22 protein-coding genes and 1 pseudogene are annotated in these 26,176 nt (G+C 39.2%); 12 read left to right on the forward strand and 11 right to left on the reverse strand.

Translation table 11 applies throughout. The annotated features are described in order from the left end of the window. Window positions 1–34: 34 nt before the first annotated feature. Complete coding sequence (locus AC559H_RS23795; protein WP_026794702.1) at window positions 35–1,327, reverse strand: Sll1247 family protein; 1,293 nt, start codon at window positions 1,325–1,327, stop codon at window positions 35–37. Window positions 1,328–1,805: 478 nt separating this feature from the next. Here AC559H_RS23795 and AC559H_RS23800 point away from each other — a divergent pair, with 478 nt between their 5' ends. The 3 genes from AC559H_RS23800 to atpC all read left to right on the forward strand — a co-directional run bounded on the left by AC559H_RS23800 (window position 1,806) and on the right by atpC (window position 5,261). Further along, a complete protein-coding gene (locus AC559H_RS23800; protein ID WP_026794701.1) occupies window positions 1,806–3,188 on the forward strand; it encodes a UDP-N-acetylmuramoyl-tripeptide--D-alanyl-D-alanine ligase in 1,383 nt (460 codons plus the stop codon). 121 nt (window positions 3,189–3,309) lie between these two features. After that, complete coding sequence (gene atpD / locus AC559H_RS23805; protein WP_026794700.1) at window positions 3,310–4,758, forward strand: F0F1 ATP synthase subunit beta; 1,449 nt, start codon at window positions 3,310–3,312, stop codon at window positions 4,756–4,758. Window positions 4,759–4,847: 89 nt separating this feature from the next. Beyond that, complete coding sequence (gene atpC, locus AC559H_RS23810) at window positions 4,848–5,261, forward strand: ATP synthase F1 subunit epsilon (RefSeq protein ID WP_026794699.1); 414 nt, start codon at window positions 4,848–4,850, stop codon at window positions 5,259–5,261. Window positions 5,262–5,439: 178 nt separating this feature from the next. On the opposite strand, the gene AC559H_RS23815 is transcribed toward atpC, so the two are convergent. The 5 genes from AC559H_RS23815 to AC559H_RS23835 form a co-directional block, all read right to left on the reverse strand. Beyond that, on the reverse strand, window positions 5,440–5,784 hold the full coding sequence (locus AC559H_RS23815; protein ID WP_026794698.1) for a hypothetical protein: 345 nt from the start codon (window positions 5,782–5,784) through the stop codon (window positions 5,440–5,442). Between the two features lie 27 nt (window positions 5,785–5,811). Then, window positions 5,812–6,174: a papain fold toxin domain-containing protein gene (locus AC559H_RS23820; protein ID WP_036834512.1), complete on the reverse strand. Its 363-nt coding sequence runs from the start codon at window positions 6,172–6,174 to the stop codon at window positions 5,812–5,814. Further along, window positions 6,164–6,481, reverse strand: coding sequence for a hypothetical protein (locus AC559H_RS23825; protein ID WP_026794696.1), 318 nt, complete (start codon window positions 6,479–6,481; stop codon window positions 6,164–6,166). Before AC559H_RS23825 ends, AC559H_RS23820 begins: the two co-directional genes overlap by 11 nt. Before the next feature lie 260 nt (window positions 6,482–6,741). After that, complete coding sequence (locus tag AC559H_RS23830; protein WP_026794695.1) at window positions 6,742–8,073, reverse strand: serine/threonine-protein kinase; 1,332 nt, start codon at window positions 8,071–8,073, stop codon at window positions 6,742–6,744. Between the two features lie 137 nt (window positions 8,074–8,210). Then, entirely contained in the window at window positions 8,211–8,495 is a 285-nt protein-coding gene (locus tag AC559H_RS23835; protein WP_036834509.1) for a DUF7734 family protein, read from the reverse strand. 419 nt (window positions 8,496–8,914) lie between these two features. Here AC559H_RS23835 and AC559H_RS23840 point away from each other — a divergent pair, with 419 nt between their 5' ends. Then, window positions 8,915–11,116 carry a hypothetical protein gene (locus AC559H_RS23840; RefSeq protein ID WP_237745650.1) on the forward strand — a complete coding sequence of 734 codons (2,202 nt, stop codon included), beginning with the start codon at window positions 8,915–8,917 and terminating at the stop codon, window positions 11,114–11,116. A 116-nt stretch (window positions 11,117–11,232) separates the two neighbouring features. Here AC559H_RS23840 and AC559H_RS23845 read toward each other — a convergent pair whose 3' ends face one another. The 4 genes and pseudogenes from AC559H_RS23845 to AC559H_RS23860 all read right to left on the reverse strand — a co-directional run bounded on the left by AC559H_RS23845 (window position 11,233) and on the right by AC559H_RS23860 (window position 16,541). Further along, the gene (locus AC559H_RS23845; RefSeq protein WP_026794693.1) at window positions 11,233–13,329 is read right to left on the reverse strand and encodes a M3 family metallopeptidase; all 2,097 of its coding nucleotides are present in this window, start codon (window positions 13,327–13,329) and stop codon (window positions 11,233–11,235) included. Between the two features lie 155 nt (window positions 13,330–13,484). Further along, window positions 13,485–14,195 (reverse strand): annotated as a pseudogene (locus AC559H_RS23850) (M15 family metallopeptidase). 100 nt (window positions 14,196–14,295) lie between these two features. Further along, window positions 14,296–15,591 (reverse strand): adenylosuccinate lyase, encoded by a 1,296-nt coding sequence (purB, locus tag AC559H_RS23855; RefSeq protein ID WP_026794692.1) that lies wholly within the window; start codon window positions 15,589–15,591, stop codon window positions 14,296–14,298. A gap of 269 nt (window positions 15,592–15,860) precedes the next feature. Continuing rightward, window positions 15,861–16,541, reverse strand: a complete 681-nt coding sequence (locus AC559H_RS23860; RefSeq protein WP_026794691.1) for a Uma2 family endonuclease — start codon at window positions 16,539–16,541, stop codon at window positions 15,861–15,863. 140 nt (window positions 16,542–16,681) lie between these two features. Between AC559H_RS23860 and AC559H_RS23865 the strand changes: the two genes are divergently transcribed. Beyond that, window positions 16,682–18,115 carry a DNA methyltransferase gene (locus AC559H_RS23865; protein ID WP_026786143.1) on the forward strand — a complete coding sequence of 478 codons (1,434 nt, stop codon included), beginning with the start codon at window positions 16,682–16,684 and terminating at the stop codon, window positions 18,113–18,115. Continuing rightward, window positions 18,112–19,068 (forward strand): AvaI/BsoBI family type II restriction endonuclease, encoded by a 957-nt coding sequence (locus AC559H_RS23870; RefSeq protein WP_201799600.1) that lies wholly within the window; start codon window positions 18,112–18,114, stop codon window positions 19,066–19,068. The genes AC559H_RS23865 and AC559H_RS23870 overlap by 4 nt, the downstream gene beginning before the upstream one ends. 121 nt (window positions 19,069–19,189) lie before the next feature. On the opposite strand, the gene AC559H_RS23875 is transcribed toward AC559H_RS23870, so the two are convergent. Next, entirely contained in the window at window positions 19,190–19,783 is a 594-nt protein-coding gene (locus AC559H_RS23875; RefSeq protein WP_026786145.1) for a PAP/fibrillin family protein, read from the reverse strand. A 292-nt stretch (window positions 19,784–20,075) separates the two neighbouring features. Here AC559H_RS23875 and AC559H_RS23880 point away from each other — a divergent pair, with 292 nt between their 5' ends. The 6 genes from AC559H_RS23880 (at window position 20,076) to recJ (ending at window position 26,169) form a co-directional block, all read left to right on the forward strand. Further along, complete coding sequence (locus AC559H_RS23880) at window positions 20,076–20,324, forward strand: DUF3134 domain-containing protein (RefSeq protein ID WP_026794690.1); 249 nt, start codon at window positions 20,076–20,078, stop codon at window positions 20,322–20,324. Between the two features lie 68 nt (window positions 20,325–20,392). Continuing rightward, on the forward strand, window positions 20,393–21,499 hold the full coding sequence (mraY, locus tag AC559H_RS23885; RefSeq protein WP_026794689.1) for a phospho-N-acetylmuramoyl-pentapeptide-transferase: 1,107 nt from the start codon (window positions 20,393–20,395) through the stop codon (window positions 21,497–21,499). Window positions 21,500–21,514: 15 nt separating this feature from the next. Then, complete coding sequence (locus AC559H_RS23890; RefSeq protein WP_026794688.1) at window positions 21,515–22,441, forward strand: glycosyltransferase family 2 protein; 927 nt, start codon at window positions 21,515–21,517, stop codon at window positions 22,439–22,441. 5 nt (window positions 22,442–22,446) lie between these two features. Further along, complete coding sequence (locus tag AC559H_RS23895; protein WP_081692328.1) at window positions 22,447–22,869, forward strand: thiol-disulfide oxidoreductase DCC family protein; 423 nt, start codon at window positions 22,447–22,449, stop codon at window positions 22,867–22,869. A gap of 101 nt (window positions 22,870–22,970) precedes the next feature. Then, window positions 22,971–23,780 (forward strand): PD-(D/E)XK nuclease family protein, encoded by an 810-nt coding sequence (locus AC559H_RS23900; protein ID WP_026786150.1) that lies wholly within the window; start codon window positions 22,971–22,973, stop codon window positions 23,778–23,780. A gap of 16 nt (window positions 23,781–23,796) precedes the next feature. Next, window positions 23,797–26,169: a single-stranded-DNA-specific exonuclease RecJ gene (gene recJ, locus AC559H_RS23905; RefSeq protein WP_026794687.1), complete on the forward strand. Its 2,373-nt coding sequence runs from the start codon at window positions 23,797–23,799 to the stop codon at window positions 26,167–26,169. The last annotated feature ends 7 nt before the right edge of the window (window positions 26,170–26,176 follow it).

Consider the following 26,176-nt stretch of genomic DNA (forward strand, 5'->3'; position numbering starts at 1 on the left):
CAAGCACTTTTTTCAGATATTTAATTAAGGAAGTTTATCTGATGAAAGACAAATCAACGCCACCAAAGTTGGTACTTAAAGCAATATTTAAGTTTTCCAATACTTTTACTAACCAGAGAACTCCATCTTGAGAACAGGACTCGTAATGATTAAATAAAATAGCAAATCGTTTTTCTAGGTAGGGTTTGACTTTTCGACAAATTAAAACGATTTTGAGTAATAAACCTACGGTCATGGTGGGGCCCACATTAGCAATTAAGTCGATAAACACAAAATGATTGGGTTTTTGGGGACTTTCAACCACCAAAAAGTTTAATATTTGGTTACAAGTTCTCAAGAGGAGAAATTCATTAAAATTTTCATCATCACTATGGGGAATAGTATTTTGTAACTGTTTGTATAATTTATCATTGAATTGATTACGGATATAGGATGAATCAATTGATGTTGGGCTGATATATTCATATAAACTATTTTTAAATTCTCGAAAAGATTGATTAGTTTTAGTCTGGGATAGAAAACTTTGAGCTAAATCTTTATACGTTTGTGTTCCTTCTATTTTGCCCACGAATTGTTTCAGGGCGGCAAACAGTTCTCTATTATTTAAAAAGGTCGGATTAGAAACAGGAGAAACTATTTTTTTAGCTTCTTCTATGGATGTCCGTCGGGCGATGTTGGCGAGTCGCATTTGATGGGCTGCATACTGAGATAAATCCAGTTCGTATTTCCGTTGTTTTTGAACTTGAATGAGTTGAATCATCTGTCGATGTTCATAGGAACTATCTTCACTGAGTAAACAATGTTTATAAAGATAGGGATAGCGAGGAATTAATATTCTCAGGGGTTCGGAAGATTGGGTTTTATAATCTAATTCTGCTGGTTGATTAATCACTTCTGCAAAGCGTTTTAATGCCAAATACTGCTCACTTTTAGTAAATTCACAAACCAAATCCCCCAATTCCCGAACATTTCGGGAATAAGAATAAACTTTTCTAACTTTGAGAATAGATTCATCAAAAAGTTGAATTAATTTATTAATTGCTGTTTTCCTTTCGGGAGAAGTATGCCAGCGATTAATTAAAATATAACAACAACGATTCAGGATATAATTAAAATCCTGAGTCTCTAATTTAGAGATGACTAATTTATTCAAGGCTTTAGAGACTTCCAAATCTGGATATCCTGACCCTTGAATAAATAATAGATTCAGCCTTTCTATCATTTGAGGAGGCTCCTCTATTTCTACCTTTTCGAGTAAGTGATTATAGAGAATTTGTTCTTCTTTAACAGTAGCTCGATTAAAAGGATTTGCTAAATTGTTGTTCATTTTTGATTACCCATCTACTCAATTTGAGTGTAATTTTATAGTTAAGTTTTATGATAACAATAAATTTATGATTTTGACCCTAATTAAGTTTTAAAATCTACAATAAAATAGCGGTATGGAGACGGGAAGATTTTGTAAGATTACAGATGATAGAACTTAGATCAAAAACTCTTTAAAAAAAAGTGATTTAAAAGAAGTTCAACCCTTGACATCCTGGGCAAATCTATTCAAGAATGCTTCGGTCATCCTGACCCGATATCGAACACTAGCACCACCATTCAGTTGAATAGATTTCTATAAAAGAACTATTAGGGGAAATAGTTCCGATTAATAATATATTTTCCAGCTTGTTATGCTATTTTCAACAACTAGGGCTGAAATCGCAATCAATCTCAATAAAAATCGCTACAAAACCCGCGATGTTTTAGAATATCATATCTGAGTAATCAATAATAATCAATTTTCAAGAGTTCAGAGAATGTCTAATCTCATCACTCTCGGTCAGATTGCTCAGATTTTAGCGATTAATTCCCAATTTTACCGTAATTCCACGGATTCTACAACCGTAATCGGGATCACAACCGATACCCGCAGTATTAAACCTGGAGAGGTATTTTTAGCGCTACAGGGGGAAAACTTTGATGGCCATAATTTTGTGGAACAGGCGATTAACCAGGGGGCCATTGCTGCGATTGTCACTAAGGATTTTGCCCAAAATCACCCGAATTTGCCCCTTTTTCCGGTTCCCAACCCATTAAAAGCCTATCAACAGATTGCCCGATGGTGGCGGGATCAATTTCAGATTCCGATTATCGGGGTAACGGGTTCGGTAGGGAAAACCACAACTAAAGAATTAATTGCGGCCATATTAGGGACTCAAGGCAAAGTGTTAAAAACTCAAGCCAATTATAACAATGAAATTGGAGTTCCTAAAACCCTATTACAACTAACATCCGATCATGATTTTGCCGTAATAGAAATGGCTATGCGTGGAGCCGGACAAATTGCCGAATTAACCCAAATTGCTCGACCAACAATTGGGGTAATTACCAATGTGGGGACGGCTCATATTGGACTCTTGGGGTCAGAAGATGCGATCGCCCAAGCCAAATGTGAACTATTAGCAGAAATGCCAAAAACCAGTTTAGCAGTATTAAATCATCAAGAACGTTTGATCAATACCGCCGCTAAAGTTTGGTCAGGTAATACAATTACCTATGGGTTAAAAGGGGGAGATCTGCGAGGAGAATTAATCGACGCCCAAACCTTGCGAGTCGAAGGAATAGATTTACCCTTACCCTTACCTGGGGAGCATAACGCCTCTAATTTCCTAGCCGCATTAGCCGTATTTAGGGGAATTTATGGGGCGCAAACCTCATACAAGCCTTTTCAGCAACCAATAGCGGTACAGTTACCCGATGGCCGGGCAAAACGCTATCAGTGGGGGGAAGATCTGGTGATCCTCGATGAAACCTATAATGCCGGGTTGGAATCAATGTTAGCAGCCTTGCGGTTATTGGCCCAAACCCCAGGAAAACGCCATATTGCCGTATTAGGGACGATGAAAGAGTTAGGAGAGCGATCGCTAGAATTCCATGAACAAGTGGGGCGCACCGTGCGGGAACTGAATTTGGACGGATTATTGATTTTGGCAGAGTTTGAGGCCGCCAATGCCTTAGCAAAGGGGGCTGGCGGTGTTCCGTTAGTGTCAATAGTTGATGTACAGACCTCCGATGCTCATGCTCAAATGGTACAACAGTTAAAAGCCTTGATCCAGCCCGGGGATCGGATTTTATTTAAAGCCTCCCATTCGGTGCAACTCAATCGGGTCGTAGAATTATTGGGATCGGATTTTCAATAGAATCAAATCGCTCAAACGTGATCACTGATCAGTGATAACCTAAAAGATGGCAATATTAAATTCTTCTAAACGTTTCCGAGACGATTTCGGAATCAACTTGTATTAACCAATAAGCAAACCCATGGTCAGCACCGCAGAAAAAACAAATGTAGGCCACGTCACTCAAATCATTGGCCCGGTTGTAGATATCAAATTTCCGAGCGGTCATTTGCCGGAAATCTACAATGCAGTAAAAATTAGTGGCAAAAACGAAGTTGGTCAAGATATTTCTATTGTTTGCGAAGTCCAACAACTTCTAGGCGACGGCCAAATCCGCTCCGTATCCATGAGTACCACCGATGGTTTAGTCCGGGGGATGGAAGTTGTTGATACGGGCGCTCCGATTTGTGTTCCCGTTGGCCCAGCGACCCTAGGACGGATTTTTAACGTCATCGGTGAAACCGTTGATAATTTAGGCCCGGTGCAAACCGAAGAAACTTCTTCTATTCACCGTCCCGCCCCAGCTTTTACTCAGTTAGAAACAAAACCCTCCGTGTTTGAAACGGGGATTAAAGTGGTAGACCTGTTAGCTCCCTATCGTCGGGGCGGTAAAATTGGTCTGTTCGGTGGAGCCGGAGTCGGCAAAACCGTTATTATTATGGAACTGATTAACAACATCGCTAAGGCGCACGGGGGAGTTTCCGTGTTCGGCGGTGTGGGCGAACGTACCCGGGAAGGGAACGATCTTTACAATGAAATGATCGAGTCTGGGGTTATCAACACCAAAGACTTAACTCAATCGAAAGTGGCTCTGGTTTATGGCCAAATGAACGAACCCCCCGGAGCTAGAATGCGGGTGGGTCTGTCGGCTTTGACGATGGCCGAATATTTCCGCGATATCAGCAAACAAGACGTGCTCCTGTTTATTGATAATATCTTCCGGTTCGTGCAAGCGGGTTCTGAAGTGTCCGCTCTGTTAGGTCGGATGCCTTCTGCTGTGGGATATCAGCCCACCCTAGGGACAGAAATGGGTGAATTGCAAGAACGGATTACTTCTACTAAAGAAGGCTCTATTACTTCAATTCAAGCGGTGTATGTGCCTGCGGATGACTTAACTGACCCCGCTCCAGCCACCACCTTTGCTCACTTAGATGCTACCACCGTATTATCACGGGGTTTGGCTTCTAAAGGTATCTATCCGGCGGTTGATCCCCTGGATTCCACTTCGACGATGTTACAGCCGTCGATTGTCGGTAGCGAACACTATAACACCGCCCGGGCTGTCCAATCCACCCTGCAACGGTATAAAGAATTACAAGACATCATCGCCATTTTAGGTTTAGATGAACTGTCTGAAGAAGATCGGATGACCGTGGCTCGCGCTCGGAAAATTGAGAAATTCCTATCTCAGCCTTTCTTCGTGGCGGAAGTGTTCACAGGTTCTCCGGGTCAATATGTCACCCTGGAAAAAACCATCAAAGGCTTCAATATGATTATGGCTGGGGAACTGGATGACCTGCCAGAACAAGCATTCTACATGGTCGGAGACATTGACCAAGTGATTGCTAAAGCCGAAAAACTCAAAGGCTAACTTTCACCCGTTGTTGGGCTTTAGCCCTCTTACCAAAGCCCAACAACAATAATTTTTGATCTCGATAATATTTTATTACCTCTTGACAAATGACATTAACTGTGCGTGTAATCGCTCCAGATCGGACGGTCTGGGATGAAAATGCTGATGAGGTGATTCTTCCGAGTACAACCGGCCAAGTAGGTATTCTGACGGGTCACGCTCCCCTATTGACAGCTTTAGATACCGGGGTACTGCGGGTTCGGTCTAAAAATAAATGGACTCCTATCGCCTTGATGGGTGGGTTTGCTGAAGTTGAAGCCAATGAAGTCACCATCTTGGTTAATGGTGCCGAACGGGGTGATACTATTAATTTAGAAGCTGCCCGTACCGCCTATACCAAGGCTCAAGCTGATTTAGAAGCGGCTGATACTGGTGATTCTAAAAAAGCCAAAATTAAAGCGACAAAAGCTATTAAAAGAGCCAGAGCGCGGTTACAAGCGGCTGGTGGTGTTATCGAATAACAAACAAGAAACCGGGTTTCTCTTAAGAAACCCGGTTTCTAACCCAATTATTAAAATAAAACCCGTAGGGGCGAGTTCTGTACAATCTTAAAAATCCCCTCAAAAACCTTTTTAAAAGCGTCCCCTCCACACTTTTATAGCAATTTTTCTAAATTGTATAAAGATGAGTATGCGTTTTTTACAGAACAGATAATGATTCTTCTTTTAAAGTTGCAGAATTTTTTTGTTGATTTCTAAACTCGGCTAATAAATCAAAGAAATTTTTAAAAGCGTCGGCTTCATCACTAGAATACAATAAAATAATTCTAGCCCAAGATGCGGAAGTATTGACCCCAAATTTAGCTTGTAACCAAGGCTGAAATTGTGTAAATTCCATTTCTTGTTTGCTTTCAGGAAGTTCCATAGCTTCACAGGCGTATTGATAACCACACAAAAACATCAATAAATTATTAATATTAGGACTTCCAATATACATTCCTGGTTTTTGTTTAATTTTTTCGAGTAAGTCGTAGAGGTTGGTCATCTTTTTTTTTCTCCAGAAATATTACAGTTAAAACTTCTCAATTTCTTCTATTATAAACTTTCCGCTTGGACAGTCAAAATCGGCAACCCATTGTTCTCTACTTAATCCAAAAGTAGATAGGTTATCAAAGACTTTACCTCTTGCTTCAATACCATAGTGCGTTCCATTTTGGGTAATTGATGTCTGACCATTATCCCAACGCTTACTAACAATAAATAATCCCCGACCTACGAGTTTTATTTTCAGATGGATGCCATTAATTTGATTCGCCTTTAACCAGTTTTTGATAGCAGCAGCACACTCCGCACATTCTAACAATTTGTATCTTTGGATAATTTGAGCAATTTGTTGATAGATTTGTTCATCGGTAAATTGGGAATTATTGGACATTATTGGGAATTAAGAACATAGATACCAAGTTAGGATTTGAATTAGTCTCAATAGAATCATCCTCTGGATCTGAATATCGAGAAAATAATTCGTTTAAAGCTTCTTCTCCCGATATTTCGCCTTGACTAATAAATCTTTCAATCTCGACAGATCCATCATTCAAAAATTCAACTTCCCAACGCTCCCCAGGAAGCGCAACACTCACCATAATCGCCTCATCCCGATGATGAGCTAGAGAATAGCTAATTTCTTGTTGATCTAAATTTTGTAAGAAACCAAGAAACTGATCAAAAATATCATTTTTCATTTATCAAACCTCCGATCACCCACACCTCCAAGAAACCGGGTTTCTGCGTTAACCTTTGCTACTAACAGAAAGCTCAATTGAGAAACCGGGTTTCTGACCCCCACCCCACCAAAATTTAACGTTAATAAAACCGGGTTTATATTGATTCCTATTATGGGGTTGGGCGGGTTTATTTAGGTTAATTATTATTAACAAAAATCACGGCGAACCCGCCCCTACATTCAATTGATGTCATTAATCTTTACGAAAATCTGTAAGCCTTATATGTTACAGTCTACAATTCTCGACGCTAGAGAAGAGATGTCACCACTCCCCCCAAACACAAAAAACCCCCCTCCCTCCTCAAAAACACCCATCACAGGGAGGTGGCCCACTGGTGCTGTCTGATTGAATTTTAGATCTGTGTAATACAACCAGCTACCTCCTACACGCCAACCCACCTGATCACCAAACGCTTGCCAGACTTTCTGATCATAACTCCGGGTTCCTCCCAGACTTTGATAGATGCGCTTCTGTACCGAAAAGCCGAAGCGTCCATTGCTATATTTTACCCAAAGTTGGTCAATAGTGCGTAAATCCTCACAGGGAAAATTATCAATATCTTCAACCCTTAACCATCCCTCAAGAGTTCTTCCGGCGACTTCTAACATTTTATTAGTCGTTTCTTCATCAGCTTCTTGCCACTTTCCGGCTTTCAAAAGTTGTTCTAATTGACGATAATTAACACCTTTAGCTGACTTTAATTCTATATGAGGTTGAGGAATCTGAACAGGTTGGGGTTGAATATCTAATAATCTCAAAAACTCCGCCATCGTTTGAGGACGTTTTTCTGGTTCTAACCCCAAGCCTTTCAAAATAGCATCATTAATTTTATCACTAATTTTAACAATTCTATTAGGTGGGATTAAGGCTTGATTTTTCAACTTGCGAGTTAAAGCCTGGGTCGGTAATTGTCCGGTAATGGCATAATATAAAGAAGCAGCTAAACAATAAACATCAACCGTTGGTTTCCCACTGCCTTCTAGGAATTGTTCATAGGGGGCAAAGTTTAAATTAGCCGGATGTTTTGAACTCATCACTTTCGGCATAATTTCCGCAGCTAGTCCAAAATCAATTAACACTGCCGAGGTATTATTTCTTAACATAATATTCCCCGGATGAGCGTCTCGGTGAATAATTCCAGCATTATGAACCATAACCAAAGCATCAGCAATTTGACGAATAATATTAACCGCTTCTGCTTCCGATAACCTACCTTTTGTTTGCACAAATTCCCATAAACTCTGCCCCACAATTAAATCCATCACTAAGCAGTGAAGCCCATTTTCTTCAAATAAATCACTAACTCGGACAATATGGGGATGGGAATTTTGGCCAAGTTTAGCTAAGGTTTGACCTTCTTGAATAAAGCGTTGAACATATTTAGGATATTCGGGGTCATTTTGTAGACCCGCATTGGGAGTTTTCAGAACAACTTGATGATCTAATTGTAAATGTTTGGCTTTGTAGGTGATCCCAAAACCCCCTTGTCCCAGAATTTTTTCAATAATATAGGGACGTTGACGCAACTGATAGCCCGGTGTCCATGACATAGAATTTTAGAGGTTAGTCAATCTATATTATTGTAAGCGATCGCATCTTGAAATGAATACCAAGAAACCTGGTTTCTGCCATAACTTTTGCTATTAACAGAAAGATCAATTGAGAAACACGGTTTCTGAATCAACAATTATAGCCCTAATTCTGTTAATAATTCCTGCATTATTTCCCAGGTTAATCCCTGTTGAATATAATGGGGTTCGGTGGGATTATAAGGACTCAATAGACGATCAATTTCAAGGATTTTAGCCGTATTGGGAATAACAGGAATATCAGGATCAAAAGCGGTGGGACGCATTAAGGAACTAGAAAATCCTTTAAAAATCGCAATTTCATCAAATTCGCCATCAATTTCAATTTTAACAATTAAAACTTCTTGAGGACGTTTAGTAGTATATTGTTCTAAGCGTTTCATGATTAAAATTCCTAATTAATTGAATTATAAAAAGGCTAAATAGGAAGATTTTTGCAAGGGAAAATTAATAGTAAAAATAGATCCTTTTCCCTAACCTTCATTTTCAGCTTTAACCGTTCCTTGCCACAATGTCACTAACTGTTTGATAATCGCTTTAGTCTAAGCTACTGGACAAACAGAGTTTTGAACACCAGCACCACAACTACTCAGGGATATGTCAAAGCTTCCCACCATTATCGAAAAATTAGGTCTAAAATCTTTAACTTCGTAGTTAGGCTTTGTATTAGAATGTGGAGGCAGTTGCAAAAAAGCACCAAACCTAAATCGTGAGATTTAGGAATCGTCGCGCTTTTAGGGCGGTGAGGATGTCAATAAGGCAACTTTGAAAGATCGTACCGAAGTAAGGCGAAGTCATGACAATGCCACAGTTTGACAAAACCCATGTCTCTCCATCGGAACTCAATGAGGAAGTTTCGAGTCCCCCCCTATCGGAAAATGCTTTAGAAACCCCGGTAGAGGAAACCGCCAAGACCGAGAAAAAAATCCCGTTGAAACTTCCGGCTTGGTTTTGGGGATGGCCATTTCTCTGGCTGATTGTCTTGCTGGGGTTTGGGACGATGGGGACGGGGGCGTTGTTGTGGTTATTGACAATGCCACCCGTGCCAAACTGTGAGGATATTTCGTCCCTATCTCCCGATAGTGAACATTTGTATTGTGCCGATATGGCTACAAAGTCGGGCAAAATTGAACCCTTACGTCAAGCCTTTGCCCTGGTTGCTAGTTGGCCGGCTGACCATCCCCTCCAGGGACTCGCCCAGAAAAAAATGAAAGAGTGGTCACAGACTTTAATTACAATTGCAGAGAAGAAGATTGAAACCGGAAATTTAGAGGATGCCTTAGCCATTGTTAATATTGTCCCGAAAAATACCCCCGCTTATGAATCGGTGGCCGTCGCTATTGAGGGATGGAAAAATAATTGGGGTCAGGGGCAAAAAATTTATGACAAAGCCCAAGAAGCAATGAAGGCATTAGATTGGAGTAAAGCCTTTGAATATGCCCAGGCTTTATCCAAATTAAATAATAGTCATTGGAGTCAAAAACGGTTTAATGAAGTCATGGATCGTTTGAGCTTAGAGCGTCAAGGGAATCAACGTCTGAATGAAGCCCGGGAGTTGGCGAAGGAAAATACCCCGGAAAAGTTAGCCGAAGCGATCGCCTTAGCTAATCAAATTGATCAAAAACTTTATATTCAAGCGGGGGCAATTAAAGAAATTAAAAATTGGAGTCGATCTTTACTTGATTTAGCCGCTAAACAATTAAAGGAAAAAAATATAGAGGGTTTAACAAAAATTGCGGGTTTAGTTCCTAACTATTCTCCTTTATATTCAGAAGCGCAAAATTTAATTTTAATGGCTGAAGTTAAATCCCTAAGTTGGAATCAAGCTAACAGCAAACCGATTTTGCAACAAATGGCGATTCTCTGGGAAGGACAAGCGACTCTGGATAAAATGGGGAATAATCAGCTTCCCTATGAGGAAGCCAAAGTCACCTCCACAGAAGTCTCAGGACAAATCCAAGATCTAATCAGTTTACAATTGGCAACGGCGGTGGCAAATATTGAACACCCTTTTGCCTTACAACTGGCGATTGATCAAGCTCAGATGATTACCCCCCAACAGCCTCGGCGGGTTCATGCTCAAACCTTAGTCGCCCATTGGCGTAAGGAAATTCAACGTCTTGAGGATCGACCCTATCTGGCTTTAGCGCAACGGTTAGCCCAGACGGAAACCCCGGAAGGATATTCCCTGGCGGTACAACAAGCCCGTCAGGTGGCTTTGGGGCGTCCCTTGCGGGTGGAGGCTCAAAGTTTAATTGCCGAATGGAACAAACGGATTGAGATTATTGAAGATCAGCCTGTCCTTAATGAAGCTTTAGCCTTGGCCAAGGCAGGCAATCTGAGTGCTGCAATTGACAAAGCCTCCAAAATTGGCAACCGTCGAGCGTTGTATAAGCAGGCACAGGATAAAGTTTCCGGTTGGGTGGCCACGGTTCAAACCGCCGAAGATCGACCGATTTTGGATCGAGCTTATAATTTAGCGAAAAAGGGAAATCTGAGTGAGGCGATCGCCGAAGCTGCTCAAATTCGCTATGGTCGGGCATTATATTCTGAAGCTCAAGGGGCGGTGGCAGGTTGGGCGGCCGAAAGAGATGCGTCGCTTGCGATCCAACAAGCCCCCACAGAACCCGCCCGTCCGGTATATCAAGATTCCTACTCCAATGATTCGGGCTATTCTAACAATTCCGAACCTAGCTATTCACAACCTAGCTATTCAGAACCCAGCTATTCAAATGATTCGGGTTATTATAACAATTCCGAACCTAGTTATTCCGAACCTAGTTATTCCGAACCTAGTTATTCCGAACCTAGCTATTCCGAACCTAGCTATTCCGAACAACCTAGTTATTCACAACCTAGTTATTCACAACCTAGTTATTCCGAACCCGCAGCACCTCCAGCCCAGGAGATTGCACCCGCACCGGAACCTGCACCGGAACCTGCACCGGAACCTGCCCCCAGTGGTGGAAATAATGCACCAGATCCTAATTTATTCTTGGAATAAGCTGTGGTCAGTCATCAGTCATCAGTTAACTATTAATAGTTGATAGTTGATTTATTAACTTCTTAACTGATAACTCTTAAACTGATGACTGTTAACTGATCACTGATGACTGATTACTAAGCCGCAACTAAACCATTATGAATTAATAAAGGTTTTGTACTTGGTTCCCGTCCTCGGAAGGCTTTAAATACTTCCATGGGATGCAAACTTCCCCCTAATGCTAATACCGTATTTCGGAAGCGTTTCCCAGTTTCAGATACGGCATTTTCATTATCTAATCCTGCTTCTTCAAAGGCGGCAAAGGCATCAGCACTTAATACTTCTGCCCATTTATAACTATAATATCCGGCCGCATAACCCCCGGCAAAAATATGACCAAAGGCGCATAAAAACGCATCTTCAACTATAGGTTTTAAAACCATAGTATTCTCGGCAATCCGGTTACGAACATCGTTAATAGTTTCATTCCCTCCGGGTTGATAACGGTGATGTAATTCGATATCCACCAAGGCAAAATGTAACTGTCTTAACATGGCTGTCCCACTCATATAGGTTTTAGCCGCTAATAACTTTTGATAATAATGTTCGGGTAAAGTTTCCCCAGTTTGATAATGTTTTGCCATGCCAAATAATGTGGCTTGATCATAACACCAATTTTCCATAAATTGGCTAGGCAATTCCACCGCATCCCATTCCACATTATTAATTCCCGCTGCCCCAGGATAGTCAACAATAGTTAACATATGTTGCAGGCCATGACCAAATTCATGAAATAAGGTTTCTACCTCTCCAAAGGTCATTAAACTAGGTTTATCATCCACCGGGGGCGTTTGATTACATTGTAAATAAGCAACAGGTAATCGGATTTTAGTTTCGCCATTTTCGACGAATTTAGCTCGGTTAATACAATCATCCATCCATGCCCCTCCCCGCTTTTCTGCGGGGCGACTATAGGCATCTAAATAGAAAAATGCGATCGGATTTCCGCTTGAATTAGCTACTTGAAAATAACGGACTTCTGGATGCCAAATCGGGGCTTGACCATCGGCGGGAATAATCGTAATTTCAAAGATACGTTGAACTAATCCAAATAACCCATCTAACACTTGAGGTAAGGAAAAATAAGGCCGTAATTCTTCATCGGTAAAGGCAAATTTTTCTTCCCGTTGTCGCTCTGACCAAAAGCTAATATCCCAATGTTGTAAATTCTCGGCTTCTTCTGCTCCTTTTGCAAGAGCAAAGGCTTTTAAATCTTGAAATTCCTGTTGAGTTGCTTGATAACTAACAAGACGTAATTCTTCTAATAATGCTTCTACTGCTTCCACATTGGGAGCCATTTTACTCTTTAAACTCAGTTCGGCAAAACTATTGAAACCGAGAATATTGGCTTTCTGTTTTTTGAGTTCTAAAATTCTTTCAATTAAGGGAAAATTATTCCATTCTCCACTCGACGCCCGACTAATATAACCTCGATAAACTTGTTCCCGTAAGTCTCTCCTCTGACTATATTTTAAGAAGGGACTAAAACTAGGTAAATCTAAAGTAATTCGCCAGGGGCCGTTTTCGGCGGTGGCATTTTCTGACCCCGATGAACGGGCAGCTTGAGCAGCTAAACTGAGTAAACTTGGGGGTAATCCGGCGATTTCTTCCGGTGTTGTTAAGGTTAAACTAAAGGCTTTTGTCGCATCTAAAACATGATTAGAAAACTTAGTGGAAAGCTCGGCTAATTCTAACTGAATTGCATTAAAGCGATCGCGATCTTCTCCTTCTAATCCAACTCCAGATAATTCAGCATCTCGTAAAGCCGTATTCACAATTCGTTGTTGAGCCGAATCTAAATTATCCCATTCATCGCTATTTCTTAACTGTTTAAAAGCCTGATAAATTGCTTTACTTTGATTTAGTTTATTGATAAATTGAACAATATTAGGCTGAACCGTTGCATGGGCTGTTCTCAGTTCAGGGCTATTTTTAACTCCCATTAAATGCCCCACAATTCCCCAACTCCAGGTTAACCGTTCCTGTAGTTTTTCTAAAGGTTCAACTAAATCATTCCAAGTGGGTTTTACATCAGTTTCTAACTGAATAAGATCCTGTTCTAATTCTGTTAACAGTTGGGTGATTCCAGGGACAACCTGATCGGGTGTAATCTGTTCAAAAGGGGGTAATCCCTGACCAATTAATAGCGGGTTTTCTGTGATTGTGGAACTCATACTTCTATTATTTTCAATTTAGGGGGTAAATTATGGGTCGAGGGGGGCTTTACAACCCTCAACTCCCATAAGGTCTTGCACCTCACTATTGTATAGTAGAGAACAGGGAATAGGAAAGAAAAGAGTTCTCTATCAAGGTTTGAGCATTATTTATTTTAACGAATGTTTTCTAAAGGAATATCTAAAAGGCCGTATTTATCCCATCCGGGGGCATCAAAATGCCACCATTCTGTAATTAAGGGAATAAATCCTTGTTGCTTCATTTTAACAGCAAGTAAGTCACTATTCCGACGAACTTGGGGAGAATTTCAGGGGTAATCTCTGGCGGCTTTATCGGTAAAATCATCAAAGGCGGTTGGCATTTCTAATTCAGCCCCGGTGTGTAAATCAACTAAGGTTAAATCAACCGCAGCCCCTCGGTTATGGCGAGATCCTTTAGCGGGGTTAGCAACATAACGAGTATCGGGTAAAATTTCCCACATTTGACGAGTCACAGATAGGGGACGATAACAGTCATAGACTTTTAATCCTAACCCCATTTGTTCTAAATCTTGCTGTACTCTTGATAACCGTTGGGCAACATCAGAACGTAATAAACATCGGGGAACAGAATAGATTTTTTTCTTTAAAAAATTGTTGTTTGTGGCGTAGCGAATATCGTGACGAATATTCAGATTAACGCTTTTAATATCAACTAATTTGTCTGTTTCTGAAACTTGGTTATAATCTTGAATTACTAGGGGAGGAGGGGAAGCAGGAGGAGAAGCAGGAGGGGCGTTTAAATTTTGAGCGTGAACGGAATTACAGTTAATACCCAAAATTAGGAGTAAAAATAAGAATAATCGGATCATGAGTTTAGAAAGCATAGGGTTAAAATGATGGTGATGTAATTAGTTAGAAACCGGGTTTCCGAAGGAAATATATTGATTTCATCCCAGAAGTTAGGAGAAGAAACCCGGTTTCTTTTTATATGTCTAAACGTTGATAGATTTGATCGAGGTTTTTCAAGTGATGTTTAGGATCAAAACAAGTATCAATTTCTGTGGGAGATAATGTTGCTTTAACTTGTTCATTTTCTCTAATTAAAGATTGGAAATCTCCATCGGTTTGATTCCAGGCAATATGGGCGCAGGATTGAACAATTTTGTAGGCTTCTTCGCGGTTAATTCCTTTTTCAACTAAGGTTAATAATACCCGTTGACTAAAGACAACACCGCCATAAAGGTTCATATTGCGCTGCATATTTTCGGGATAAACTAACAGATTCTTGACTAAATCCGTGAGTTCCACTAACATAAAATGAGCCACAGTTGAAGAATCAGGTAAGATCATTCGTTCAACGCAACTATGGGAAATATCCCGTTCATGCCAGAGGGCAACATTTTCTAATGCAGCCACCGCATTTCCCCGAATAATTCGCGCCATTCCGGTTAAGCGTTCACTGCGAATAGGGTTGCGTTTATGGGGCATCGCAGAGGAACCTTTTTGACCTTTAGCAAAAAATTCTTCTACTTCTAAAACATCGGTGCGTTGCAGGTTACGAATTTCTACCGCAAACCGTTCAATACTAGCAGCTAATAAGGCTAAAGTTTGCACATATTCTGCATGAATATCCCGGGAAATAACTTGGGTGGAAGCGGTATCGGGTTCGAGTCCTAAATTCCGACAAGCGATCGCTTCTACCCTCGGATCAACGTTAGCATAGGTTCCCACCGCCCCAGAAATTTTGCCCACCGCCACGGTTTGACGCAGACGCACCAAACGTTCCCGGTTACGAAAAACTTCCGCTAACCATCCAGCCAATTTAAACCCAAAGGTGATAGGTTCAGCGTGGATACCATGGGATCTCCCGATCATTACTGTATCTCGATGTTGTTGCGCTTGGTAACGAATGGCCTGACTTAAGGCTTCGGTGCGTTCTAACAACAAATCCACACTGGCCACTAATTGCAACGCTAAGGCCGTATCCAAGACATCAGAACTGGTTAAGCCTAAATGAATGTAGCGTCCGGCATCCCCAACATATTCGTTGACATTGGTTAAAAAGGCAATCATGTCATGGCGGACTTCTGCCTCAATTTCCAGTACCCGCTTGATATCAAAATTCGCCTTAGCCTTAATTTCCTCAACGGCTGCCGATGGAATATATCCTAACTCCGCCTGGGCCTCACAGACGGCTATTTCTACTTGTAACCAAGTTTGTAGCTTGTAAGTCTCTGTCCACAAATTGCCCATTTCGGGCAAAGTATACCGTTCTATCATATTGGAGGTTTGGATTTATCGCTTTGATGTTAAAACAGACGTTAATCGTTCAACAGTAGACTGGTGAAACAGTTGTAGCCCAATTTCTTATCTACTGCATCCGAGCGACGTCACTAACATCCCATTTAGCACAACTGTCCTATTTTAACTTTTGATGTGGATTAGCGATCGCAACCCTTAAAAAGTTTCCAAATTATTGTAGAGACGTACCATGGTACGTCTCTACGTTAGGAAATTAATTTTATTGGCAACAATTCTCCAAATTAATATTAATCTAGTTGATTAGGATTAATTCCTAAACGTCGTAATTGTTCTTCCAGTTGTTGTATTTTTTGTTGAGATTGTTGCAGACGTTCTTCGGCGGTTAAATAACGGTTTCCCTGTTGATTATACCAATATAACCAATCTCTCGTAATTCCTACATGGGTTCCCCGTTCTCGACCAATACCTAATTGTAATTCCGTTAACCAAACTCGTTCACCCGCTTGCAATTGGTATGTACCATTTTCCAGTTTATAAATTTCTAAAGGCGGTTTTCGTTTGCGTAGGGGATTATAAACCACATAATATAATGCCCCCATTTCTGCATAAAACTGTTTCTTTTTCGTATATTCTCCCCGGCGTTTGTGAGACACCACCTCAATAATGAGAATAGGGACTTCGTGTTCTTCCCAAAGTACATAACTCAAGCGTAAATCTTCATCAATAATTCGAGGAACTCCCACACTTAAAAAACCATCGGGAACAATAGCAGGTTGTTCAGGATCATAATAAATTCCCATATCAACCCCAAAAAACCAATCCATACGTTCAGACCAAATAGAAGCTAGGAGAATTTTCAGGAGTCCGGGGATTAAATCTTGCAGTTCGTTATCCACAGGAGTATCATCAGAATCGGGTAAATCTTCCGCAGAAGGTAAACAAAGACCAGGATTGTATTTTAATAGCATTATGGGGTAAGGGATTAAAAGTTAGGTTATATGTTGATTATAACAAAAGGGAAAGGTTCTATTTTGCTTTAGACTAGGGTTCTCTTGAGTTTTATGATATTATTAATAATATTTCTATTCATCCCTTGACTGATAAACCTGTGTTACTAGAGCCACTTTCTCAAAATTGTAGAGACTCACAACTATCTAACCTTGATCAAATTACCTGTTTAGATAACCAACTCCAACAATATTTCTCAGAACAGTTAATTTTAAATTCAGAACTAAATCGAACCTTAGTTAGTTTTCAAGGGAATAAAACTAAAGCTCTTTATCGGTGTTTTAAATATAAAGAAGCATTCTCAGCCTCTCTAGTTGAATATTTACTAGAAAAGTACAATATTAATCAGGGTAATATTTTAGATCCCTTTGCGGGGAGTGGAACAACTTTATTTGCTGCTAATTCTCAGGGAATTAATGCGGAAGGAATCGAATTACTTCCCATTGGTCAGGAAATTATCAATACTAGAAAAATCATTGATTTAGATTTAAGTTTAGAAGATTTAACCAGAATTCAATACTGGAAAAATCAAAAACCTTGGCTAGAAACAAAAGAGTTAGATCCTTTACCCGAACTGAGAATTACAAAAAGTGCTTATCCTGAAGAAACAAAAGCATCTATTGAAAAATACAGGGTTGCTTTATTTCAAGAAAATGAACAGGTAAAAAGCCTATTACGTTTTGCCTTATTATGTGTATTAGAAGAAGTTAGTTATACTCGCAAAGATGGTCAATATTTGCGATGGGATTATCGATCAAACCATCAACAAGGGAAAATACCTTTTAACAAAGGAAAAATCCTCAACTTTGAACAGGCTATTGTTAATAAACTGGATGAAATTATTCAGGATATTCAGCCACCGAGTCAACAATTAGAACTGTTTTCTAAGCATCAACAGAAAGGAATTCTTAAACTTTATAAAGGTTCATGTTTGGATATTCTCCCTACCTTACCTGAAAATGTCTATAATGCAGTGATTACTTCTCCTCCTTATTGTAATCGTTATGACTATACTCGAACCTATGCGTTAGAATTAGCGTTACTTGGCGTGAATGAAAAAGAACTGCTCCAACTTAGACAACAGATGTTAAGTTGTACTGTGGAAAATAAAGCTAAAGATTTATTGAAAATAAATCCAGAATGGAAAACAGCAATTAATATCACAGACAATCAAGATCTATTACAATCTATTTTAAATTACTTAGAGGAACAAAAAGCGCAAGGTTTATTAAATAATAATGGAATTACTAGAATGATCAGAGGCTATTTTTATGAAATGGCTTGTGTGATTCAAGAGTGTGGTAGAGTCATGAAACCTGATACACCTTTAATTATGGTAAATGATAATGTTCGTTATGCCGGGGTCAGTATTTCTGTAGATTTAATCCTCTCAAAAATAGCGGAGGAATTAGGATTTTATATTGAAAATATTTTAGTATTACCCAATGGGAAAGGAAATAGTAGCCAACAAATGGGAATACATGGACGGGAATCTTTAAGAAAGTGTATTTATATTTGGAGAAAGTGCAAATGACACCGAATAACCCCTATCTTCAACATTTAACAAGTAGTGATGATCTGATTACGGATTATCAAGCGACTCGATCAGGTTTTGTTATTTTAGCATTAGAAAAAAACCGGAGAGCAACCCCATTTATTGAACAAGCAAGAACCCTAAAGTTATTTGCATCCCAAGCTAAAATGCCTGCTGATCTTGTAAATATTACAGATATACAACCTGCTTTACTAACAGCCGCAGGATTATCTGAGAAAGCCATAAAATATTTAGAAATTCAAGATAAAATGGATGCAATAGAAGGATTAATTAAGAACTTTTTAGCACCTGCGGGATCAAATTTTGTAGAAGAGTTGGTTTTTCGATTTTTATTAACACGCGGAGAGACATTAGGGGGAACAATGCGGAATGCTGGCGGAATTATAGCACAACGTAAACTCATCCGCACCCTAATTTCTATCCTCAGAATTTCAGGAAAATCTTATCGCTGGCTACATTCTGCAACTAATCAATGGGTGCAAATGCTAGAAGATGATTCTGATATTGAGTTATATTTAAAAGGTTTAAGTTGGCAAAATGAACGAGAAACCCGCACTTTAATATTTAATCGAAAAGTTACTTTAGTGGGTAATAATGTAGATTTATGTTTATTAAATTGTACTCCAGAAGAACTCACTAAAAAAGAACAATTACCCGCCACTTATATTGCATTAGGAGAATTGAAAGGAGGAATTGATCCAGCAGGTGCAGATGAACATTGGAAAACAGCACGAACCGCGTTAGAACGCATTGTAATTGCATTTTCAAAAATAGAACTTCAACCCTACACTTTTTTTATTGGTGCAGCAATTGCAAAAAATATGGCTATAGAAATTTGGCATCAATTGGAAACAGAACGTTTAGAGAATGCAGCTAATCTAACAAATGATCAGCAAATCGCTTCTATCTGTCGATGGATCTGCCATCTTTAGTTTTTGGTGCGTGCACGGGGCTTACGCACCCTACAATTATTAAAATTTTTGCCTGGATTTTGATTAAGGTTTTGGTGCGTGCGCTGCGATGGCCGCACCCTACGAGTTGGATATAAAAAAATTAAATGACTTTTGTTAATACAAACACACTCCCTACATTTCCCCGTCCGATTCTTAAATCTTCATCTAAATAGGTAATATCTAACCAGCCTTTTTGATCCCGCGCTTGTAAACTAAAATCAATCGCAATGAATTTTTTCCCCTTTTCAATATCCGAAATTAAACTATTAGGAGATTGATACCCAATAAACCTTTGAGAACCAATAATAAAGCGATTAAATTTAACATTAACTCGTTTTTCTGAAACGGGTTCAAATTCTGCGGCTACACTAACTAATCCTTCTAATAGTGGTAAACTTTGAACTTCTGCAATATTATAAACTTTCCGATCCCCAACCCGAATACATTGATAAATTTGTCCCAATTGCAGTAAAGGAAATCGACCAATTCCCAGTAATTCATCACTACTGGTATACAATAGTCGCCAATTTCCCTCTAACAGTTGAGGAACTTCTAGGGGGCGGGGGTTGGGATTAAATTCTTCCAATTGAGTCAGGGCGGATAAAATAGCGGCTTTATCCCCTGGGGTGGCGAGTAGACCGCGATTTTTCCCCGCAATCATTTCTAATAAAAGGGCTTTTTTGGAGTCAATCATAGTTTTATCTTATGTTTAAATGATTGTTGGTTAGCTTTTTTAAATCTATAAGACTCAAAATAGATGAAAAAAATATGATAATGTTAACGAGAAAGAATATGAACGTCTCAAAAGTCATGCTGAATCAGAAGGATTATCAATGGCTGAAGTTCTTAGGGATTACATTAAAACCCTCACACCCCCTAAAGGGGGTCGCACTACATCCCACGACTAAAGTGCGTGGGCTTTGTGCGAGGTTGTTGTAAAATTAGATTAAGTCTAACTCAATTATATTTGACACCGAAAACTAAAAATGCTTAACCCATCCTTGCGAGAAATCCCAGCCCATGAACCGGCTGATGTGATTCCTTCCAAACAAGAAATTTCACTGATAGCTTGGTTAGAGTCCACCGGACGTCTAATCGAACGAGATACCACCGTCAGTACTACCACAACCGTTGACTATTTGGAGGAGGAAGAAGAAATCACCGATCTGATTTCCGTTGATGACTCTGCCTATGACGATGATGATGATGATGATGATGATATATCAGAAAGCTAGAAATAGACGCTAGGAAACTAGCGATTTCTGGGATGGTGATTTTGTGGTGTTGAGGATTAAAAATTTTTGTGGATAGCAAACTTTATTCGGTTAAATCATCCAACTGGTCTGGACAAACCCTATTGTTTCTACTGAGTTTAGGGTTGAGTGTATTCGCTTTTAGTTTAGACCGGGTGAACGATAATTTATTTCAAGTTCAAGGCTCGTTATTTTTACCCGCTTTGATTTGTGCGATCGCCGTTTCTATCTTAGGATATTGGGCAATTCCGCTTTTAGTCAAGATTAAAGCCGGACAATTTATTCGAGAAGATGGCCCCCAAGCTCACTTACAAAAAGCCGGAACTCCAACGATGGGAGGGATATTTTTTATTCCTGTGGGAGTTGCGATCGCTTTAATTTTAACTCAATTTAATCCCAATGTGATCGCCGTTTCTACCCTTACCTTAGCTTATGGATTTATTGGTTGGTTAGATGATTGGCAGATTTTAAGACGTAAATCAAATAAAGGGATTTCTCCTAAAATGAAATTGGCGTTGCAGGTAGGTTTTGCGACGCTATTTTGTGTGTGGTTAGCATTAACTCAATCTTCCACTTTAACCAGCGTTGCTTTACCTTTAGGATTAGCAATTCCCCTGGGATTGTTATTCTGGCCCCTGGCAATTTTTGCCCAAGTTGCTGAAAGTAACGCCACCAATTTAACCGATGGTGTAGATGGATTAATGGGCGGTTTAGGTGCGATCGCATTTTTAGGTTTAGGGGCCTATGTCGCCCCCAGCGCACCGGAATTAACCACTTTTTGTGCCTGTATGAGTGGCAGTTGTTTAGGATTTGTTACCCACAACCGCAACCCCGCAAAAGTGTTTATGGGGGATACGGGAGCCCTAGCATTGGGGGGAAGTTTAGCCACGGTTGCCCTATTAACTAACAGTTTATGGGTGTTATTAATAATTAGCGGAATTTTCTTCGTGGAAACCCTCTCTGTAATTGCTCAAGTTAGCTATTATAAAGCTACAAAAAATGCCGAGGGTGTGGGTAAACGTCTGTTCAAAATGGCTCCTATACATCACCATTTAGAATTATCAGGATGGCAGGAAACCCAAGTGGTCGGGAGTTTCTATTTAATTAATGCTATCTTAGTGTTAATTACCCTGCTTCTAGGATACAATCCTTTTTAGGTTTTTGGCCGAATCATGATTAACCTTTCTGTTGTCATTCCGGTTTATAATGGCGAGACTGATTTGCCGGATTTAATTGAATGTTTGCGATCGCAAACCTATCCGGCAGATCGAGTAGAATATTTATTAGTTGATAACAATAGTCGGGATAATTCTGTATCTATTGTTCAGGAATTAGCCGCATCTTCTTCAATTAATATTCGTTCATTATCAGAAAATAATATCCAAAGTTCCTATGCCGCTCGCAATGCCGGAATTAAAGTCGCAACCAGTGATATTATTGCCTTTACCGATATGGATTGCCGACCGGAACCCCAATGGTTAGAGCAATTAATTCAGCCCTTTTCTAACCCTAATATCGGTCTAGTAGCAGGTGAAATCATTGCCCTACCCAGTCACAATTTATTAGAAAAATATGCAGATAAACAAGAAACTTTATCCCAAAAACATACCTTAAATAATAGTTTTTTACCCTACGGTCAAACCGCTAATTTAGCCATACGTCGCGTTATTTTTGAACAGGTGGGTTTGTTCCGTCCCTACCTCACCACTGGGGGAGATGCGGATATGTGTTGGCGGATTCAACAACAAACCAATTATCAATTAGAATTAGCATCCCAAGCAATAGTTAAACACCGTCATCGGTCAACTTTAAAAGCATTAAAAAGTCAGTGGCGACGCTATGGAGAATCAAATCGGTATTTGCATGAACTCCATGGGATTAATTTAATGAAAGAGTTAACAACTTCAGAATATTTATATCGGTTAGGACGTTGGTTTTTAAAAGAATTACCCCTGGGTACGGTCAAACTCTTAACCGGAAAAGCCGAAATCGTGGATTTAATTAGTACCCCCATCTCCTTATTTAATGGAAATGCTCGTTTCCAAGGACAACAACAGGCTAAATTATCAGACCAAGCCAAAGTAATTGAACAACTTTAAATAGGATGGTTAAAATGTTTTCCTGTTATCAACTCAATTTTTCGGGTCAACCAAAACCGGAAATTCTTTATGATGGTTTCTGTCCTCTGTGTATTCGTTCCATGACCCTTTTATGTTATTGTGACTGGTTTCAACAATTCAATTATATTCCCGTTGAAGAACAATGGACGACCCTTCAAAAGACCTATCCTCAGCTTTCTTTAGAAGCCTGTTTAGCTGAAATTCATCTCATTTTTCCTAATGGTTCTGTGAAAACAGGTTTCTTTGCATTGCGCGAAATGATTCACTATCTACCCCTTCTCTGGCCGTTATTATTCATCCTTTATTTTCCGGGTGCTTCCCTCTTAGGGCCAAAAATTTATAGCTTTGTGGCTTCCCGGAGAAAACGCTTAACACGATGCAGTTTTGATAGCTGTTCTTTAAAATAAATCATTTTTTTTGATCCTTATTAGGAACAATAACTAAAACTATTTTAATGCCTTGACGGTTGCTATAATTCAGATTATAATTGTTTGTTAATCCAATCGCCATGACTCAATTTAGACTATCTCAACAACACTTAAATTTGTTGTCTCTGTGTCCTCGAAAATTTCAATATACCTATTTAGATCAATTAGTTTCACCCACTTCCCCAGAACAGGAAGAACGCATCGCCTGGGGAAATCAGTTTCACTTGTTAATGCAGCAACATGAGTTAGGATTACCTGTGGATTTGTTACTGATCCAAGATCAGGAATTAAAACGCTGTTATGATGAATTTTTAAGTGTAGCATCGGATATTTTTAGGTTAAATTCCGATCCCGCAACCTTCTTTTTTAGAGAAGCAGAACATTACCGTAGTTTGAATTTTAGGAATAATTTATTAGTAGTTATTTATGATTTAATTAAAGCCGAAGAAAAACAGGCCCAAATCTTTGATTGGAAAACCTATCCTCGTCCTCAAAATCGCCAACTTTTAGAAAATAATTGGCAAACTCGTTTATATCCCTATCTTTTAGTCGAAACCAGTCAATATTTACCCGAACAAGTTTCAATGACCTATTGGTTTGTTAAGTCTCCTCAAAAACAACCACCTGAATTTTTAAACTTTCCCTATACTCAACAACAACATCAGAAAAATCAACAGGATTTAAACCAACTAATTGATCAATTTCATAACTATTTAGACCGTTATCAACAGGGTGAATCTTTCCCCCAAGTTGATCAAAGTCAAGGACATTGTAAATCCTGTCAATTTGCTATCCGTTGTCAACGGGTTTCCGAAGAATTATCCCTGGATCAACCTTTAAATTCTCTGAATCTATATAATATTGATCAAGTCCAAGAAGTTATAATTTAAAGAAATCATCATTCCTATGTGGCAAATTCAACCAAATTTAGATACTCCTGATTGGATTATCCCAATTATTCAAGAGTACGCTCCTCAAATTTCAGGGAAATATGTGGCTCAATTATTATTACATAGAGGTATACAAACCCCTCAACAATTGCTAGGGTTTTTAAACTATAATTGTTATCAACCATCTAGTCCATTTCAATTTGGAATAGAGATGAAAAGGGCAATTGAGCGATTAATTTTAGCCCGAAATCAACAAGAAATTGTCACAATTTGGGGAGATTTTGATGCCGATGGAATTACCGCAACTTCCGTATTATGGGATGGTTTAGGACAATTTTTTAGTCGGGAAAATCAACAATTATCCTATTATATACCCAATCGTTTAACCGAATCCCATGGATTAAATTGTGCCGGAATTGATCAATTATATCAACAGGGATGTCAGTTAATAGTTACCTGCGATACCGGAAGTACCAACTTAAAAGAAATTGAATATGCGAATCAATTAGGCATTGATATTATTGTTACCGATCATCATACTTTACTTGAAGAAAGACCTCCAGTAGTTGCTATTATTAATCCCCGTTATTTATCTTTAGATCATCCTTTATATCATCTATCGGGGGTGGCGGTTGCTTATAAATTAATTGAAGCATTATATGAAACTTTGCCCGATATTCCCCAACGTCCCTTAGAAGATTTATTGGATTTAGTCGCCATTGGTTTAATTGCTGATTTAGTTCAACTTAAAGGAGATTGTCGCTATTTAGCTCAATTAGGAATAAAAAAATTACAACAACAATTAAAAAATCCTACCCGTCCAGGGGTTGCCAAACTGTTAGATTTATGCAAACGAACAGGTGATCGTCCTACCGATATTTCCTTCGGTCTTGGCCCTCGAATTAATGCCGTGAGTCGCATTTATGGGGATGCTAAATTCTGTGTTGAACTTCTAACCAGCAAGGATAAAAAACGCTGTCAAGAATTAGCGATAGAAACCGAATTAGCTAATACCCGGCGCAAAGGATTACAAAAAGAAGTTAGTCACGATGTGATGAAAAAATTAAAAAAAATTGACCTATCTACAACTCAAGTTATTGTGTTATCTGATCCGCAATGGCAAGGAGGAGTTTTGGGTTTAGTGGCGGGTCAAATAGCTCAAGAGTATGGACGACCGACCATTTTATTAAGTACAGAGGGAACAATAGATTTAAGCAATTATCAGCAGGAAATTAGCGATAATTCAGAAGTAAAATTAGCCAGGGGTTCTGCTCGTTCAGTGAATCAAATTGACTTATATGAATTAGTCAAAAGTCAAGCCCATCTTTTGCATCGTTTTGGGGGTCATCCCTTCGCCGCCGGGTTGAGTTTACCAATAAAAAATATTCCGATATTTATAGATGCAATTAATCGCCAAATGCGAGAAAAATTAGAATCTGATTTGTCGGATATTGGACAACGAAATATTCAAGTTGATTTAGTTTGTACCGTTGCCGAATTAGGGTTTGATTTATTTCAGGAATTAAAACTATTAGAACCCTGTGGTATGGGAAACCCAGTTCCTAAAATATTAATTAAAAATTGTTGGTTTACTAATGCTTGGAATACTTCAGAAAAGGATTTAAGAGGGAAAAAAGTTCAATATATTAAAACCACCTTTGAACTATGGGATCAGTCTATATCAACTGGATTTCCTGGGGTATGGTGGGGACATTATAAAGATGAGCTACCCGAAGGAATATTAGATGTGATTGTAGAACTCGATTTTAATACCTTTAAAGAACAATATGAAATTAGAATCTTAGAATTACGTTTTGCTCAAGATCAGAATCCTCCAGCCTCTATTGATCTTGCTAATCATCCTATTTTAGATTATCGTAATCAAAACTTTAATCAACCTTTATCTGATCACTTATTAATTCTCAATGACTGTCCCACCTGTTGGGAAGACTTACAATCTTGGTTTCGCCGCGCCCATACTGAAAAAAGACCTTTAGCGATCGCTTATACCCTACCCGAATTATTACCGCCTGAAAAAATTTGGGAACAACTGATCGGTATTGCCAAATATCTCAGTCGTACCCATCAACCCGTGACTATTCAACAACTCCGAAATCAATTAAACTTAGGAGTAATTCCCTTAAAAATTGGTTTTAAAATCTTGCAACAATTAGGATTTAATATTGAATATCAAGATCAAAAGTTAGATATTAGCTGGGAAAAATTATCCGGTTTTTATGCTTCTGAAACCCTGAATCAATTAATCCAAAACTTCCTAGATACCATCCAAGAAGAACAGTTTCGCCGTCGATATTTCTGTAAAATTCCCTTGTCAACCCTCGAATCAATTGCGATTCAAACCATCATCAAGGAAGGTAACAAAAACTGAACTTAAA

It is taken from the genome of Planktothrix prolifica NIVA-CYA 540 (assembly GCF_963864145.1).
Taxonomy (GTDB): Bacteria; Cyanobacteriota; Cyanobacteriia; order Cyanobacteriales; family Microcoleaceae; genus Planktothrix; species Planktothrix agardhii.